General features: G+C 40.4%; 11 protein-coding genes and 1 tRNA gene. 5 read left to right on the top strand and 7 right to left on the bottom strand.

Annotated elements, in window-relative coordinates:
* The first annotated feature begins 91 nt into the window (after positions 1-91).
* The 5 genes from OWEHO_RS15780 to OWEHO_RS18075 all read left to right on the top strand — a co-directional run bounded on the left by OWEHO_RS15780 (position 92) and on the right by OWEHO_RS18075 (position 8543).
* Positions 92-511, top strand: coding sequence for a hypothetical protein (locus OWEHO_RS15780; RefSeq protein WP_014203492.1), 420 nt, complete (start codon positions 92-94; stop codon positions 509-511).
* The gene (locus OWEHO_RS15775) at positions 511-3894 is read left to right on the top strand and encodes a phage tail tape measure protein (RefSeq protein ID WP_014203491.1); all 3384 of its coding nucleotides are present in this window, start codon (positions 511-513) and stop codon (positions 3892-3894) included. The genes OWEHO_RS15780 and OWEHO_RS15775 overlap by 1 nt, the downstream gene beginning before the upstream one ends.
* Positions 3891-5420: a hypothetical protein gene (locus OWEHO_RS15770; RefSeq protein WP_014203490.1), complete on the top strand. Its 1530-nt coding sequence runs from the start codon at positions 3891-3893 to the stop codon at positions 5418-5420. Before OWEHO_RS15775 ends, OWEHO_RS15770 begins: the two co-directional genes overlap by 4 nt.
* 46 nt (positions 5421-5466) lie before the next feature.
* Positions 5467-7818, top strand: coding sequence for a hypothetical protein (locus tag OWEHO_RS15765; protein ID WP_143764640.1), 2352 nt, complete (start codon positions 5467-5469; stop codon positions 7816-7818).
* A 74-nt stretch (positions 7819-7892) separates the two neighbouring features.
* Positions 7893-8543: a heavy metal-binding domain-containing protein gene (locus tag OWEHO_RS18075; protein ID WP_014203488.1), complete on the top strand. Its 651-nt coding sequence runs from the start codon at positions 7893-7895 to the stop codon at positions 8541-8543.
* A gap of 33 nt (positions 8544-8576) precedes the next feature.
* Here OWEHO_RS18075 and OWEHO_RS15755 read toward each other — a convergent pair whose 3' ends face one another.
* The 7 genes from OWEHO_RS15755 to dnaE form a co-directional block, all read right to left on the bottom strand.
* Complete coding sequence (locus tag OWEHO_RS15755; protein ID WP_014203487.1) at positions 8577-8876, bottom strand: hypothetical protein; 300 nt, start codon at positions 8874-8876, stop codon at positions 8577-8579.
* Between the two features lie 900 nt (positions 8877-9776).
* The gene (locus tag OWEHO_RS15750; RefSeq protein WP_014203485.1) at positions 9777-10988 is read right to left on the bottom strand and encodes a site-specific integrase; all 1212 of its coding nucleotides are present in this window, start codon (positions 10986-10988) and stop codon (positions 9777-9779) included.
* A gap of 157 nt (positions 10989-11145) precedes the next feature.
* A tRNA-Asp gene (locus tag OWEHO_RS15745) sits at positions 11146-11219 on the bottom strand.
* A 140-nt stretch (positions 11220-11359) separates the two neighbouring features.
* Positions 11360-12295 carry a DUF58 domain-containing protein gene (locus OWEHO_RS15740; protein ID WP_014203484.1) on the bottom strand — a complete coding sequence of 312 codons (936 nt, stop codon included), beginning with the start codon at positions 12293-12295 and terminating at the stop codon, positions 11360-11362.
* A gap of 45 nt (positions 12296-12340) precedes the next feature.
* Entirely contained in the window at positions 12341-12688 is a 348-nt protein-coding gene (locus tag OWEHO_RS15735; RefSeq protein WP_014203483.1) for a hypothetical protein, read from the bottom strand.
* A gap of 111 nt (positions 12689-12799) precedes the next feature.
* A complete protein-coding gene (trxA, locus tag OWEHO_RS15730; RefSeq protein ID WP_014203482.1) occupies positions 12800-13120 on the bottom strand; it encodes a thioredoxin in 321 nt (106 codons plus the stop codon).
* A gap of 109 nt (positions 13121-13229) precedes the next feature.
* Positions 13230-17522, bottom strand: a complete 4293-nt coding sequence (gene dnaE, locus OWEHO_RS15725) for a DNA polymerase III subunit alpha (protein ID WP_014203481.1) — start codon at positions 17520-17522, stop codon at positions 13230-13232.
* Between the last annotated feature and the right edge of the window lie 274 nt (positions 17523-17796).

The raw sequence follows: 17796 nt of genomic DNA, 5'->3' as shown, positions 1-17796 counted from the left end.
GTCCTTCCCCTCCTCTTAGGAGGGATGCCTGAAAGGCAGGGAGGTTCCCCCTGTCCTTTTCCCATTACCGCTCCTATCCCATATTCGTAACATGACAGCCAGAGAAAGATTTGAAACCAGAGGTGACCAAAGCCTGCTTGAGAAAAAGTACATAGCTAAAGTGCTTTCTGAAGAGGCAGAAGCTATAGAAGAAGATCAAACAAGGTTGATTCAAAGGTTCTATTTGATCCAATCTGGAGATATGGAAACCAAAAGAAGCCATGCTCTTTCTGGTCAGTCAGATAACTATTCCGGTCAGGTTGCCCTTTCTTTCCTCAGGTATCTCAGGTTTCATGATATGAAAAAGCCAAAAACTACTGGATCTGGCAGAAGAAGAGGCAAGGCATACCCCATTTACAACAGGATCATTTTTGGTCACCTCAATGAAATCTCCAAAAAACTCAGCTTTGGCTTTACTGAAGAAGTAAGGCAACAACTGGCAGCTGAGCTCAATATTGAAATCTCAGCATAATGGCTAAAACTATTTCAGATGAAACCCTCAAGCTCAATGTGGTCATCAATGGTGATGATGCACAGGCTGAGTTATTGAAACTGGAAAAAACACAGAGAGAATTAAAGCAGTCCAATGAAGATTTAAGACTGGAAAAAGTAAGGCTGGTAAAACAGGGTAAAAAAAATACTCAAGAATATAAAAACCTTACAGCTGAACAGCGGAAGAACACCGAAGCAATGGATCAGAATAAGGTGAAAATGCACCAGCTGCAGGAGCAGATTGGTATTACAAGCCTCACCATTGGTCAGCTCAGATCCAAAGCAGCAGAACTTAGATTAAGTCTTAAGCATGCTATACCAGATTCTGCCCGGTATAGAGAATTGCAAGCTGAACTGAATCAGGTAAATAACAGATTAGGTCATTTAAAGGTACAGGGTAAGGCTTCAGGAAATGCTTTAACCAGAATGTTCAACTCTGTAGGTAAGGCAAGTAAAATACTTTTTGCTGTAACAGCAGCTGTTTCTGGATTAGTATTTGCCCTCACTCCATTGGTCAATATGTCTGCTGAGCTTTCTGATGCACAGGCTGATGTACAAAAAACCACCAACCTTACCAAAGAGCAAGTAAGAGACCTTACTCTGGAGCTGGACAATTTTGACACCAGAACCCCAAGGCTTGAGCTCCTAAAATTAGCTGAAGAAGCTGGTAGGTTGGGTAAAGACTCCACCAAAGATATTCTGGCATTTACTGAAACTGCCAATATGCTAAAGGTAGCTCTTGGTGATGATTTGGGAGGTGAAGAAGCCATCAGAGATATTGGTAAACTCACTGAACAGTACAGGGTAGGCACTAAATATGGTACTGACTTTGGCAATGCCATGGAAAAGTTGGGTTCTGGTATAAACCAGGTTGCCCAGTCAGGTAACAACCAAGCCTCCTTCTTAGTAGATTACCTAAAAAGGCTTTCCGGTATTTCAGATCAGGTCAATATCAATGCACAAGATCAGTTGGGCTATGCTGCCACATTTGATGAAGCTGGCCAATCTGTAGAAACTGCTGCCACTGCCACATCCAAGGCATTGGTAAATATGTTTGATGATACCGAAACCTATGCAAGAATAGCTGGTATGGGCATTCAAGATTTCACTGAGCTCATGAATACGGATGCCAATGCAGCTTTCATTAAGTTCTTAGAAGGCCTCAATGGCAATAATGAGGGCATGGCTGTAATGGTAGAAAAACTCAATGAACTGGATATTGATGGTGCCCGGGCAGTTTCAGTACTCTCTAGCTTAGCTGCCAATACTGAAAAACTTAAGGTAAGACAAGCCCAAGCCAACCAGGCAATGGCTGCTGGTACATCTTTGGTCAATGAGTATAATATCAAAAATGAAAACCTAGCTGGTAATCTTGAGAGAATAAAAAATGCAGCCTATGAAGCCTTTATCTCTGGAGGCCTTGTAAAAGGGATAGAAAATATTGCCAAAAGCTTAGCCAAAGCCATTACTACTACCGAAACCTTTGAGGACAAAACCAGAAAAACCCAGGCAGCTATCAATGCAGAGATTGAAGCTCTAAAAAATGGTGAGTTTTCTGTAGAAAATAGAAACCGCCTCATTGGTGAAATCAATACTAAGTATGGAGAGTACCTCCCAAATCTTATTGATGAAAAAGATAGTTATGAAGACATAGTATCTCTGCAAAGGCAAATGAATGCTGAGTTTGAAAAGAAAATACTATATGCAGCCTATGAAGAGGAAATAAAAAATGCAATTGAAGCTCAGGCCAATGCCCTAAAAAGTATTTATGAACAGGAAAAGCAAATAGCTAAAGCCAAAAATGAAAGAAATTTAGGCCAACAGGATCTAGCTCCAACTGATGCTGATCTGCAGGAAGGAGTTCTTGAGTCATTAAAGCAACTCAATAAAGATGTAGTAGAAAATACAGATGATACCAAACAGGAAATTGAAGAAAAGTACAAGTTCATGTTTGATCAATTGGGGTCAAGCTTTGATGAATTCAGAGAGAAAATGTTTGGGTCAGGCAATGAGGAAGATCAAGAGCACCAAAGAAAAAAAGCAGCTGAAGCAGCCTCTAAAGAACAAATTAAAGCACAGGAACAAATAAGGCAATTCCTTCTTAAAGCATCAGAGAATGAAGAGGAAATAATAAGGGATAAGTATGCAAAGCTGATTGCTCTTGCTAAAAAATATAGTGTTGAAGACCTCCCTGCGCTTCTTGCTCAAATGCAAAAAGATCTGGATGACTATAATGCAGAAGAAGTAAGGAAAAACCAAGAGAAATGGGATAAGATCAGAGAAGATGAGGCAGCTCAAGCTGAAGATTGGTTAAAAGAGCAACAGCAGCTTAGAGAAAAATATGGTCTAATTACTCCAGAGGAAGAGCTGAATGAAGAGCTTAAACACCTACAAGATTCACTTAATGTAGGCCTACTCACTCATGAAGAATACCTCAAAGCAGTAGCTCTTCTTAGGGATGGATATAGAGAGGATGAGGCAGAAAAAGACAGAGCTGCAATGCAGAAAAAGCTACAGGATTATCAAGCTGTAGCCACTGCCTTCTCTGATCTGGTTACCTCTTTAAAGGATTTTGAACTTTCCAAAATTGATGAAGTAGATCAAAAAGATTATGAAGTAACCCAAAGAAGGGGTGAATCTGAAGAAGACTTTCAAAAAAGAAGAGAACAAGCTGAAGCAAGGTATACTGCAGCCAAAGAAAGGGAAGAAGAAAAAAGGCATGAGATTGCTAAGAAGTATGCTTATCTGGAAGCTATTTCCAAAGTAGCTACTATTGCCATAAGTACAGCCCAAAGTATCATGAATGCCTTTGCCACATTCCCATATCCGGTAGCACTAGGTATTTCTGCATTATTGGGAGCCACAGGGGCTGTACAGGCAGGTATTGCTCTCAATGAAGCTGCAAAAATCAACTCCTATGATGATGGCCTCTATGATGTGATTGATCATAAAGGAGACCGATACAAAGCTTCACAAAATGAAAATCTACCAACCGGTCTTTATACCAAACCTACTTTCAGCAGGTCAAAAAACATGCTGGTGGCAGAAAAAAGACCAGAACTGGTAGTAGATGGACTCACCACCCAAAAACTCATCAACTTTAGGCCAGATGTAATAGAAGCCATCCAAGGCATGAGGCAAGGCTCCCCGCAAAGGGTCAATTCTTATAATGATGGAAACTATCCATCAGAAACCCCCAAAGCCACAGGTACTGATACTGGACTTAGGGAAGCCCTTGAAATGAATACAGCAGTGTTGAATGTCCTTTTGCAAAATGGAGTAAATGCTAATATTGGTGACTCCAAAATAAGGGAGATGAAGAGACTGATGTCCATAGACACCAAAATAGAAGATCAAGCATGAGTGTTACCCTAGTCACCCAGCCAGATACTGTAGAGCAGTCAGGTTCATTCCTTAATGTTGCTGCTGCTTCTGATAATGAATATGCACAGGCAGGAGAATACTATCAGGAATACCTCAGGTTTTCAGCTCTGCCAAATACATTTCAGCAAATTGAATTTATATGGAATAATGGAGAAACCTCTATTACAGTATTATTCAATACCTCATATTCCAATGGAAACTTTACAGTAAAACTACCGGGTGGCCTTATTGGCACCAATCTTTCCACTTGGATAGAAAACTCAGCCATACCGGATTTCCAAAACATCAAGCAGCTTACTGATGATTTCACCTTCTCCTTTGCCACACCAGATAAAATTTTGGTAAAAGCCAAAAACAAAGGTGCTAAGTATGATGTGCAAATCACTCACAGCACTACTGCCATCACACAGCAGGCCAAAGTTACTGGTGTAGATGCCATCAGAAGGTCAAACTTCACCATACCTATCTCCATTTTTTATTCACATTTTTTGTCCAATACTTTCAATGAAATAGAGTACCTACCACACCCTATTGCCAATAAGGTGCACATTGATATTGCTGATGAACTGAAGCACCAGCACACCTCACTTTGGCCATCACCTGGTGGCACACAGTCTCAGGATGTATCCAAAATGGTGCTCAAGTACTTCATCAGGTATGGAGAAGCCTATGGCAGCCCATTACAGTATTTTCAGCAAACCAAGACTGCAACCAAATACCTCTTACCTGGTGGTAGATCCAAAACAGATATCAGAAAAAATGGCTCATTCCTTTCATCACTCAATGGAATGGCAAAATGGCTCACACATAGGTCTACCAGAAAAGTAAGCCCCACAGAGCCTATATACCTATATTATATGCCATTGGCCACTGCTACCCAAAACAGGGTAAGGGCTAAGCTATTTTTTACTGATGGCACTACTCAAAACATGGAGCCTGCCAATCTCAATGTGCAAGCCTACAGCCTATGGATGATAAAAATAGGCCTGCAGGAATTTGCCAGTAGTGTACAGCAAGGCAAAGTGATCACCTCCTGGAGTGTCACTGTGTACAATAGCAATCTCACTACAGCACTTTCCAATACAGCATTTTTTGAGTTAGATCAATCCAAAAACATTGATGAAATACACATCCTTTACAGGAATAGCTTTGGTGTGCCAGATGTATACCGGTTTACAGGTGAGGTAGGCCATTTTACCAACTTCAACAAAACAGCAGCCAACCTATATGTAGATACCCCCACAGCTGATACAGATAGAACCCAAGTACATACTGAGTCCTATTATCAAAAAAGCATTGAAATAAACACCCAGTATTTTGAAAAGCAGGAGCAAGATCAGTTGATAGACTTTCTCAATTCCAAAGATTACTTCCTACTCCTTAGTGATGGAGAAAAAGTACCGGTAACCATAAGTGCAGGCACCTTGGGCAACCATACCAGCAATAGTGGCAGAAGAAATGCCCACACCTTCACCATCAATCTTGATCCTGAAAAGTATGCTTAAGATTTTCATAGAAAATACTAGGGCCTACCCTGTAGAGACTACAAATATGGAACTGTTATTCACTAATAGCTACTTCAAAAAAAAAGCTACTACAAATGACATAGCGTATAACACAGGTTTCCATGCCACCCCAGAGCTTAGGGCAGTTTTAGGGCATGCTCAAAACAGGCAGGTAAAGCTTACCAAAAAAGAATATACAGCCACAGTAGTACTAGGAAAAAAAAGCTACACAGCTACATTTTACCTTTCATCCTATGAGCCAGATGTATATGTAGGTCACTTATACATCAATGAATACAGCATTGATATTTATGACAAAAAGCTCACAGAGTTCAGCTGGCCACTATCTGGCTCATGGGCAGACCAATGGCAGAACAGTTTAGACAAAGTGTGGCCACAAACTGATATTTGGTTTCCCGGTTTGGTAGCCTACAATTTTTATGACGATCCCGAAAGCCTTATTGCAGATAGAACCAAACCAGATTTTTTTGGTTTGCTCAATGAAAATTTTGGTGGCCCTCAGCAAAACTATATTGGTACAGATGGTAGGGCAAAAAATAAATATACAGTAGTTCCACAACCTTCATTACTCAGTATACTTAGGATGTGTGTACACAGTATAGGATATAGAATAGACGGAGATTTTGTGAGAGATGAATCAGTAAGGAGAATGTTTATCCACAGCAATAAATCCTTAGATTTCATTTCCCCACCAGAAACATTGGTATTGGGCTCAGCTTCAAATAATACTACCTGGCAGTATACACTAAATGGTGTTAGCCAGCACATCAATCTTATTGATACCGATAGCACATATCATTTTAATGTAGCTACCAATTATTACACTATAAAAACTCATGGCAAGCACAGTATAGAAGCCTCCCTAGACTTCACACATGCCACTGGTGCAGTATCGGGTATCAAGTTAGTAGTATATAAAGAAACTTCAGCTTCAGTATTCACCCCCTTATTGGAAAGTACAGTTTCTACAGAACCTGATGGAAGACTCACTATCAATACCGATTTTGTCATTCAGCAGCATGATCTCAATTATAGATTATACTTCGCCATAGAAGGCACCTCTCCAAACTCTAGTACCAAAGCCACCATTACAGGCTTCAATGTCACTATAGATGCATCCGGAAATCAATATTTTGAAGTCGCCAGCAGAACCACAGATATGATTTATGATTTTAGCCCGGGAGCTGATATTGATATTCAGCATGCCAGCACATCAGATGTAAGTATCCTTTCTAATCATTACACCATACCACACCAAGGTATCCTTAGGGTGTTATTCCGGTTCACCTACTATGCAGCCAATATTCCTGCAGTTGATATGAGGATATTTAAAAATGGTACTCAGTTCAAGTCAGCCACAAAAAGTAATGTTGATGCAGTAGCTATACCCAATACCAATATGGTTTCCATTACAGCTGAATGGGAGTTTAACACCTACAATATTGTAGGAGATACCCTCACATTCAGAGTGCAGCACCCTACTGATCCTGGAGTAAATATGGCAGAAGTAGATCTTGAATTTGAATATACCGATGGTCTAAATAAATTAGTCAACTATTTTGACCCCACAGACCTCAATCAGCTAGTACCAGCCATTACATTTGGTAGGTTTCTGGATGCAATACTCCAAAGAGGCATTGGTATGGATGTAAACCCAATAGAAAAAGTAATTTATTTCAATATAAAAGAGAACCTAAGCCAAAGTCAATCCTATTTTGACCTCAGTAAAGCCCCTTTTTCATCAGGCACCAAAGAATTTTCACAGCCAGATCTGCCCCAGCTTTATAAATATGATCTGTATGATGAAGATAATCCAGACCTACCCACTGAATATGCTAAGTTGCTTTTATACAACAATGATAATGAGTGGTCAGTGCTATCTGCAGACCCTTCTGATATTAAATTTGAAGAGCAGAAAATAACCCTTCACCCACTCCCTGCATCTGTTCAGTTTCCTACAGAGGTAAATCCACTAAACTACCCTGGGCCATCCATCACCACTCTAGAGACTATGGAAGAGGGATTTGTACATAATGATTCAGCCAGAAATAGAGAACTAAGTACCTTGTATTTTGGCATATATCAGCCCCTCACCACAGGCATCAATACCCGCACGCCCATTGCCCGGTATACTGATGGATTTATTGATATCACATTAGACCCCACCAACATCAAGAGCCTACTGCACAAGTATGTAGCCTGGAAACAATATTTAGACACACTCCCCCTCCAAAGCACCTATACATTTTATCACATCTTATCCCTGCCATCCAGCTTAGATAAGATTATATTCAAAAAACAATCATTCATTTGGCAAGAAGCTAGAATCACCTATTCAGTGAATAAGCCTGTAGAAGTGGAGTTATTGCTCAGATAGCATAATAATATATAAAGCCCTCACTTTGGGGGCTTTTTTGTTTCTTAGTTTCCTCATTAAACAAAACCAAAAATATGAGTGAGCTAACAAGTTGCCCCAATTGTAATATAGAGTTGTCCTCAGGCTTAATGTCCAGCACAAAACTGCTTAGCCCTGCTAAAATCAATCTCATCAATGAGTACCATGATTCAAAAGCTGATGGATACTGTACCAAATGTGGTAAAGAATTGTATTCAACCTATAAATCAAAATTTGATAAGGAGCTTAAATCTACTAGTGAAGAACTATTTAAACAAATGAACGCAGTACCAATAATCTCTGCTCATACCCCATTCAAATGGGATTACACAGTGATAAAATTGGTAACAGGTCAGTCTACCACAGGTACTGGTGTAATTTCAGAATTCACATCCTCCTTTACAGATTTTTTTGGGGCACAATCTGGCAGATACAACAAAAAGTTAAAAGCAGGTGAAAATATATGCTTTGCACAATTAATCAAACAAACATTGGATGCTGGTGGGAATGCCATTATAGCTACGGATATTGATTATTCCGAGCTAGGGTCTTTAAAAGGAATGATAATGGTATGTGCTACGGGTACAGCTGTTAAGCTGAATAATACCGAAATTCTAGGTGAGAAGAAAGCAGAAAGGATAAACAAACTTTATGAATTGAATGCTCGAGTAAAGATTCTTGAAAAGCTACAATATGATTTGATGTAATAAAAATAGCCCCAATTAAGGGGCTATTACATTTTAGGCACTTTTACTCATGTACTCTTCTTGGTCCATGTCCTCTTGCCAGCTCATAAGAAACTGTTGCAGCCTCATAAAGTATACTACTTCCTTGTTGCTAAACTGGTTTCCGGGTACATCATCATACCTGTTGGCCACTTCACATAAGTGAAAGGTTAAGCTCTTGGCAATTTGCCCGGGTTCCATAGCTTCCAGCAAGCTCAGTAGGGTGAGGGTTTCAGCACTGATGGTCAGTTGCTTCAATTCAGTGAATAAAGCCTTTTGTACAGGGCTTACTTTAATTGATTCTGTGTGAGTCATAACACATATTTATGAATTAATAATGGCCCAGGGTGTGACTCACACAGTGGCATGGCCAATGATATGCGGGGACCTTACGGTATCCCTCCACCCTGGGTTTATTATTAGCAAGTGCAGATCTGTTTTGGATTTGCCATTGCACTATGTGAGTCAAGAGCAAAATTGCACATAGCACTTGGATAAATTGGTTCACATAAATCACCAATACCGCAACAAATGTTGCCAATAATAAAAGGGCAGTCAAGTATATAATTCTGTAGTATCGCCTACAAGTGGCTTAGGGTGTATCTTTTTGGGTTGGTTTGCTTATCTAAAATAAGATTTCTAATTTTAGGTACCTTCCTTAAGTGGAATAGTTCTTGGTTAACTCATACTTCAAACATACATTTGCCAAAAATTAAAAAGGCCGGAAGCGCTAACTTCCAGCCTTGATTGTACTACCTTATTCTTTTGGTAGTTACTGTCACTCTTCTAGTGATTTTAATCCTTACTGGGACTCTCACTGTGCGAGTGGTTACTTTAACTCTAGTCATGATATCATGTTTTAGAGTGAAACATTAGAGCAAACCTCGAGTTGCTCTTCCGATTAAAACAAAGGGTACTCACTACAGTACCCTTTTTTTAATGCTATTCTGAGACTGCCTTCATCAAGAGAGTCTCTACCATATTGGTAAAATTCCTATTCTGTTCCTTAGCCATCTGCTCTACTTTATTTATTAGGCTAGTGTTCATACGCATACTTTTAATTTTTGACTGTTTTTCCATAATGATAAGATTGAGATATAAGACCGGTTTAACAAGGCTCTAAATTACAAGTATTATTACTTAATACATTGTAATACAATGTCTATTTGTTGTAATCTTTTCCACAGTATTTGTTGAAAACCACCACCATATAGGTCATACCGCTTCCATAATCTCCCCCTTCCCTTTCAGTATCACTTTCATATCACTGGCAAATTCTTCATCAAATAGCCTCTTTTCATTAATGGTGAGCCTCTTGGCCATACCCACATATACCATAGTAGTATCTATTTTGCTATGAGCCATCATTTCCTTTAGGTTAGTTACCTCACCCCCCAAATAGATATACAAAGTGCCAAAAGTGTGCCTGGCACAGTGGTAGCTTATGCTCTTGTTTATCTTCAGTATTTTAAAAATAGCCTTCAGGTTCTTATTTATAGTAGCCTCACATCTCATGTCAAATAGTGGTCCACTCACAATGGGCTTATCAATAAGAGCTCTGGCCACCTCAGGCAATGGCACCTCTACCCTCTTTTGGTATCTTCTGGTTTTTACAGCAATATATTGCAGGCTATCTCCTACTATGTTATTTTTCCTCAGCTCCTGCATGTCACTTATCCTGCAACCAGTAAAGCAGGCAAACAAAAACACCTTCAAGGTCTTCTGCAAATGATCAGGCAGGTAATCCCTTTTGTAAATCTTTATAGCCAACCTCAGTTCATCTGGGTTTAAGAAGTTCCGGTTGCCCTTTATACCACCAATGGGCTCAGTGTAGGGGTTAGTTATGGGGTATCCAGCCTTTATAGCACGTTTTATCATGCTTTTGGTTTTACTGTGGTTTTTTTTGCGGGTATTCAGGCTGTGCTTTCTTTTCAGCATAGCCTTTTCAATTTTAGGCCTTATATCAGGTATGTCACCCAGTCCTACAGTATTGCCAAAAGCATCCTTCCACACACCTATCAGCTTACTATAAGTTTTCAGGCTGCTACTAGCATTATTGTCTGGGTTTTCCTCTATCCAGTTCTCAGTAAATTCAATAAGATTGAGAGGCTTTCCAGTATACCACAGTTTACTCTCAAAAGATTGCAAGCTTAGAAACTCCCCATTCATCCGGGCATTTCTCACAATTTCAGCACATCTATCAATATAGCCCTGTAACTCAAGGTTTATTTGCAGAGCCTCAGTTTTAGTAAGCCCTTTTTTGGCCACCATCACCCGCTTCTTTCTGTCCCAATATTTTAATTGTAGATAATACTCAAGGGAAATCCTTGTTTCCAGTCCATCAATCCTCAGATTGAGTTCTACCAGAGTAAAGCCATCAGCATTTATATCATACCTAGGCCTAATGAAATACTTAATTTTTTGCATTCGTCCGTTTTTTAAAATTCGCTCGTCCTACTTTCGTCCGAAAAACTGACAAAAACAGGCCGAAAAAACGGACCTTTCAAAATAAGAGATGGCTATAACCAAAAAGGGATCGCTTTGCAGCAATCCCTTTCTTTATAACCTCTAAGTGAGATTTTAGCGGTCTGGACGGGACTCGAACCCGCGACCCCATGCGTGACAGGCATGTATTCTAACCAACTGAACTACCAGACCATTTCTTTAGAACTACCCCGCTTTCGTAACGGGAGCGCAAATATATGCCAAAATTTAAACCCTCCAAACGTTTTCAAAAAAATGATGAAAAAAATTTCAAAAACTTGTTCTACCTCACTCTTGACAAGCCTTTACGCCAATTAGCGCATACGTTTTCTCTTCAATAAATATGCTTGTAAAACAGCATGATAGCCCTTAGCCACATCCACTTCCACCATGTCAATCTGATATTGCATACATTTTAGTTGCAAACGCTCTTTAAAAGCATCCATCTCCTCCAAGTACTTTTGTTTTACTTCCGAAGGGTTCAGCTTTAAAGTATCACCGCTTTCCATATCTACAAATCGGTAAGGCTTTTCACCGAAATCAAAGTCCACCTCAGTACGCTTATCTGTAGTCCAAAAAAGAACCAACTCATGCTTATTATACTTCAAGTGTTGGAGCGCATCAAAGATGGAATCTTCATCTTCCATCATTTCAAAAAGATCAGAAAACAGAATGATGAGGGAACGTTTGTGTACTTTTTGTGCTACCTGATGCAACGTTTTGGCCATACTCTGCTTTTCATGCTCACCACGTTTGTAACCAGCCAAAGCTTTATACATCTCGGTAGTGATCATTTTATGATGCTGATATGTAGACCGTGCTTCGGTATGAACCTCAACATCGCCAAACATACTCAAACCTACAGCATCTCTTTGGCGTTTTAACAGGTTGATGAGTGCCAATGAGGCAATAGAAGCAAACAAGAACTTATTTGGCTTTTCAACATCGCTCATGCCTCCTTCTGGGTAAAACATGCTCGCAGAGCCATCAATAATTATACGGCACCTTAAGTTTGTCTCTTCCTCATAACGTTTGGTATACAGGCGATCGGTACGCCCATAAAGTTTCCAATCGATGTTTTTGGTGCTTTCACCAGGATTGTAAACACGATGCTCAGAAAATTCTACCGAAAAACCATGAAAGGGACTTTTGTGCAAACCTGTAATAAAACCTTCTACCACTTGACGGGCAAAAAATTCGAGGTTTTCAAAATCGCGGTAATGCTGTAAATCCAGAGTTTCTTCTTTCATAGAGACAAAGAAAAGGAAAAGGATTGTAGTAAAAGAGATGCAACCTTAAGGCTTCCACATACTCAAGCCCTCGAGCGAGTATACATCTATAAAACTTCTTTGATAAGAAGGTTGATAAAAAGCAGGATTCCAACCAGAGTAGTCTATTGAATCCATCTTTATCTCGCTCATTAAATTAGGGTGCTCACCCTTGATATATGATTTACCGAAAAGGGTAAGAACCGGATAAGCCAAGTTTGAGGAAGGCAAAGAAACCAGCAGCGCATCATTACCAAAATCCTTATAATTACTTTGAGTTTTTTCATCAACAGGATTTGACACTAAAACCCAAGCTACCCCAAGTGCAAAAACGTGGAGAATAACGATAGAAAAGAAGAGTGATTTAAGCTTCATCTATAAATGCGCATTTGTATCACAAACGCAATTTAACACTAAAAAGTTGGTTCGAAATAAAAAAACCCCTCACCAAAGTATGATGAGGGGTATATTATAAGGCCAAAAATATTACGCCATGTGCGCGTCAATCTTACCAGCCAATACGTTTTTAGGCACTACACCTACTTGCTTATCTACTACTTCTCCTCCTTTGAAAACCAACAAAGTAGGAATGTTGCGAATACCGAATTTACCAGCAATCTCTTGATTGTTGTCTACGTTTACTTTTCCCACTACGGCTTTTCCTTCGTACTCAGTAGCTAGTTCTTCTACAATCGGCCCTACCATTCTACATGGTCCACACCATTCTGCCCAAAAATCTACCAATACTGGTTTATCTGATTGAAGTACTAATTCGTCAAAGTTAGCATCTGTTATTTCTACAGCCATAATTCGTGTTCTTATTTAAAATTTAAAATCATTTACAAAACTAATACAATAAATGCTCCACAGCCGTCATCTGCATGACTTTAGCAATGTTTCGGACAAGCTGGCAGTTTTACTTATTTAGAGCAATCTTCATATAATCACGCGAAGATAATTCATCCAGCAAATCTTTGTTAATCAGAATCCCACCTCCTCTACTGGGCATCCTCACATTTACCTTTGGTTTTTCGGGGTCAAAGATCAGCAAACTCAATCTTTTATTGCCTCTATATCTATCAACTAAGTCATTGAGGTCATCTATATTTTGAGGCGTCACATTTGGTAAAGGTATTTTTATAGCCACTGATTTACTCTCACTTTCCATCACATCGGGCAGCAGTTTTATCTCCTTAATTTTTGCCTCAATTCTTTCTTCAGCACCCTGCCATGGTGTGTATCGCTTTACATAGCCACTAATCATCACCATCATATTACTTTCCATAAAGGGCTTCACTTTGAGGTACTCATCACCAAATAATCGGTATTCATAGTTCCCAGAGTAATCTTCGATAGTGAAGAAACCAAAGGGCTTACCCTGCTTACTCATCAAATGACGAGCTTCAGTAATAATACCTGCAACAGTATAGTCAGCAATGCCTGCCGGAGTATTGAGAGCAGTGAGTTCATGAGTACACAAAAACTTCATCTCAAACTTAAAATCATCCAAGGGATGACTGCTCAGGTAAATTCCATTTACATCCTTCTCCTTATTCAGGCGCATCAACCTCGGCCACTCCTCTACCTGCGGAATTTCAGGCTCCGGCAGGTCTACCTCGGCACTTCCACCAAAAAGGGATACTTGTGAAGAATCTTCAGCTGCCTTATAGTTTTGCGCATATTTTATCGCTCTTTCGAGAAAAGTCTTTTCATCTCCATTTGCATAAAAATACACCGCCCGGTTGCTGCCTTCATATAAATCAAATGCACCACCCAAAGCCAGGTTTTCTAACGTCTTTTTATTTACAGCACGCAAGTCAATGCGCTTTAGCATATCAAAAATATTCTGATAAGGACCGTTTTCCTGGCGTTCATTTACAATTGCCATTACGGCATTTTCACCCACACCTTTCATTCCACCAAGGCCAAATCGTATTTCCCCTTTTGCGTTTACCGCGAATTTGAACTGTGACTCATTCACATCCGGCCCCAAAACAGGAATCCCCATTCGCTTACACTCTTCCATAAAAAAGGTCACCTTCTTTATGTCGCTCATATTGTGCGTAAGCACTGATGCCATGTACTCTGCAGGATAATTTGCCTTTAAATATCCTGTATGAAAAGCCACTACAGAATAGCAGGTAGAGTGCGATTTGTTAAAGGCATAAGCCGCAAACGCCTCCCAGTCTTTCCACACTTTTTCCAGAATGGTAGCATCATGACCACGTTCACTTCCCTGCTCAATAAACTTGGGCTTCATCTTATCCAGAACGGCCTTCTGCTTCTTACCCATCGCTTTACGCAAAACGTCAGCCTCACCTTTGGTAAAGCCAGCCAAGCTTTGCGACAAAAGCATCACTTGCTCCTGATACACGGTAATACCATAGGTTTCGGCCAGGTACTCTTCCATCTCGGGAAGGTCATAGGCTATTTCCTCCTGGCCATTTTTACGGGCAATAAAATTTGGAATGTATTCAATCGGACCTGGACGATAAAGGGCGTTCATCGCAATAAGGTCAGCAAACTTGTCAGGTTTTAGCGCCTTGAGGTGCTTCTGCATCCCGGCACTTTCAAACTGAAAAGTACCGTTGGTTTCACCACGCTGATATAATTCAAATGTCTTCTCATCGTCAAGCGGAATTTCATCCGGATCGATATGAACATCATGGCGCTGCTTGATTATCGCAATCGCATCCTTAATAATGGTCAGCGTTTTCAAACCAAGGAAGTCCATCTTCAGCATTCCTGCTGATTCTACCACCGAGTTATCAAACTGTGTAACGTATAAATCAGAATCCTTTGCCAAAGAAACAGGCACAAACTTGGTAATATCGTCAGGCGTAATAATTACACCACAAGCGTGAATACCAGTGTTTCGCACCGAGCCTTCCAAAATTCGGGCCTGGTTAATCACCTGAGCTTCCGGCCCATTGGTTTCAGCCAAGTCGCGAAGCTGCTTTCCTAATTGGTATAAATCACCATTTAGGTTTTGGCTCATTTCCTTATCGCTCCAGCTAAATAGTTTAGATAGCTTGGTGTCAGGTACGAGCTTCGCAATTTTATCGGTTTCCGAAAGTGGTAATTGCAGCACACGTCCCGTATCGCGAATCGCAGATTTGGCAGCCATGCTACCATAAGTAATAATCTGCGCTACTTGATTGGAGCCATATTTTTTTACTACCCAGTCAATAATTCTTGGGCGTCCTTCATCATCAAAGTCAATATCAATATCGGGAAGAGATACACGATCCGGATTAAGAAAACGCTCAAACAGGAGATCGTATGCAATCGGGTCAACATTGGTGATCCCGATACAATAGGCTACTGCCGACCCCGCTGCCGAACCACGACCAGGCCCTACACTTACGCCCATATTTCGGGCTTCGGTGGTAAAATCCTGAACGATAAGGAAGTATCCCGGGTAACCGGTATTGGCAATAGTTTCAAGCTCAAAATCGAGCCTTTGCTTTATCTCTTCCGTAATTTCGCCATAGCGCTTTTCGGCACCTACATAAGTAAGATGGCGCAAGTAGGCGTTCTCCCCACGTTTGCCTCCATCCTCTTCATCGGCTGGGTCAATAAATCTTTCAGGAATATCAAAAGCCGGCAACAGTACATCCCGCGCCAGCGTATAACTTTCAATTTTATCAGCAATTTCAAGAGTAGTAAGAATGGCTTCAGGAGTATCTTTAAAAATATCCTTCATCGCCTCCGTATCCTTGAAATAGAATTCATCATTTGGGAAACCAAAACGGAAACCACGACCTCTGCCCTTTGGTGTGCTCTGGTATTCGCCTTCTTTTACGCAAAGTAAAATGTCATGCGCATTGGCATCTTCTTTACCCAAATAATACACATTATTGGAACCGAAATATTTTACACCATACTTGCGAGCAAACTTCAGCAAAGTTTCATTTACCACCTTCTCCTCATCCAGGCCGTGGTCAAGAAGTTCTACATAAAAGTCTTCGCCAAAATTTTCATGGTACCATACAAAAGCTTCTTCGGCTTGTTTTTCACCAACGTTCAAAATCAAACTTGGAACCTCACCATAGGTATTCCCGGTGGTTACAATCAAGTCGTCTTTATATTGAAGAATCAGCTCTTTGTCAATTCGTGGCACGTAGTAGAATCCGTCCACAAAAGCACAGGATGAAAGCTTAGCGAGATTGTGATAACCCGCTTTATTTTTTGCCAAAAACAAAACCTGAAAACCATTGTCTTTTACCGTCTTGTCTTTATGGTTTCTATTTACATAAAATTCGCAACCAACAATCGGCTTAATATCATTAGCCAAAGCCGTTTGCACAAAGTGAAATGCTCCGTATAAGTTGGCATGATCGGTCATCGCCACAGCTGGCATTCCCAAACTTTTGGCTTTATTCACCAAGCCTGGAATATCGCAAGTAGCCTGAAGAATGGAAAACTGCGTATGCACATGCAAATGCACGAAAGAAGTATCGGCACTAAGCTCAATCTTCTCTTCATTCTGCCTATCACTAGCGCTTTTTTCGGCTAGCTTTCGCGCTAATTCTTTGAAGGATTCTACCTTCAAACCAATCGGCTGCACCGTATCCGGGTTTACCCGATTAAAGGCTTCGCGGTTTTCAGGTTTCCAGTCTAGTCGTTCATCGGTATAAATCCCAATTCTCACGGCTTCCAGGAAAGCACGGGAAGTAGCTTCAACATCGGCAGCAGCATTGTGTGCCTCGGCAAACCCTTCACCAAAAAGTATGGTGTGAAGTTCCTCCAGTTTTGGCATTTTAAAACCACCACCTCTGCCACCAGGAAGCTTGCAGTAATTTTTAGTTTCTTCACCCGTGTCAATGCTCCCCATTCCTTCAAATAGGTTATCCTGCTCAAGGCGGAGATATTCACAACCCAGCACATTAATGTCAAACTGGATATTGTGACCTACTAAATATTTGGATTTTTTTACGGCTTCAGAAAACTCAGCCATGGCCTGCTCCAAAGGCACACCATAATGCTCTGCAACCTCGGTGGTAATGCCGTGAATCTTGGCCGCATTAAAGGGTATATCAAAACCATCAGGTCTAATTACATAATCCTTTACCTCAATCAAGCTTCCATCATCATCATGCAGCTGCCACGCAATTTGAACGGCTCTTGGCCAATTTTCAAAGTCCGTTAATGGCGCGTCATCGCGTAAAGGAAGTCCGGTTGTTTCGGTATCAAATATTAAAAACACTGACTGCTAAAGGTTTAAAGTTTTCACGTGCAAAGTTGAAAGTTAGGAACTTAAACCATGAAAATAACAGGTGTTGATAACCATTGAAAAGTAGGAACAAATGCTTAACTACTCAGTCACAAATTAAAAAATCGCATCTTTAGGAAACCTTAAAGTCAAACCAAATTGCCTTCTGCTACAATATAGTTTGGTCAACTATGTATCATTTGGCACAAACCAAACCATGAACCAACCGAGCTCTCTGCTAATTTTTAATCTTTAAAATTAATAGAGC

Source organism: Owenweeksia hongkongensis DSM 17368 (assembly GCF_000236705.1).
Taxonomy (GTDB): domain Bacteria; phylum Bacteroidota; class Bacteroidia; order Flavobacteriales; family Schleiferiaceae; genus Owenweeksia; species Owenweeksia hongkongensis.
This window is presented reverse-complemented; position numbering and strand designations above follow the sequence as displayed.

Excerpts from the sequence above, each read along its gene's own strand:
- OWEHO_RS15780 (WP_014203492.1), top strand. The coding sequence starts at position 92 with ATGACAGCCAGAGAAAGATTTGAAACCAGAGGTGACCAAAGCCTGCTT.
- OWEHO_RS15775 (WP_014203491.1), top strand. The coding sequence starts at position 511 with ATGGCTAAAACTATTTCAGATGAAACCCTCAAGCTCAATGTGGTCATC.
- OWEHO_RS15770 (WP_014203490.1), top strand. The coding sequence starts at position 3,891 with ATGAGTGTTACCCTAGTCACCCAGCCAGATACTGTAGAGCAGTCAGGT.
- OWEHO_RS15765 (WP_143764640.1), top strand. The coding sequence starts at position 5,467 with ATGGAACTGTTATTCACTAATAGCTACTTCAAAAAAAAAGCTACTACA.
- OWEHO_RS18075 (WP_014203488.1), top strand. The coding sequence starts at position 7,893 with ATGAGTGAGCTAACAAGTTGCCCCAATTGTAATATAGAGTTGTCCTCA.
- OWEHO_RS15755 (WP_014203487.1), bottom strand. The coding sequence starts at position 8,876 with ATGACTCACACAGAATCAATTAAAGTAAGCCCTGTACAAAAGGCTTTA.
- OWEHO_RS15750 (WP_014203485.1), bottom strand. The coding sequence starts at position 10,988 with ATGCAAAAAATTAAGTATTTCATTAGGCCTAGGTATGATATAAATGCT.
- OWEHO_RS15740 (WP_014203484.1), bottom strand. The coding sequence starts at position 12,295 with ATGAAAGAAGAAACTCTGGATTTACAGCATTACCGCGATTTTGAAAAC.
- OWEHO_RS15735 (WP_014203483.1), bottom strand. The coding sequence starts at position 12,688 with ATGAAGCTTAAATCACTCTTCTTTTCTATCGTTATTCTCCACGTTTTT.
- trxA (WP_014203482.1), bottom strand. The coding sequence starts at position 13,120 with ATGGCTGTAGAAATAACAGATGCTAACTTTGACGAATTAGTACTTCAA.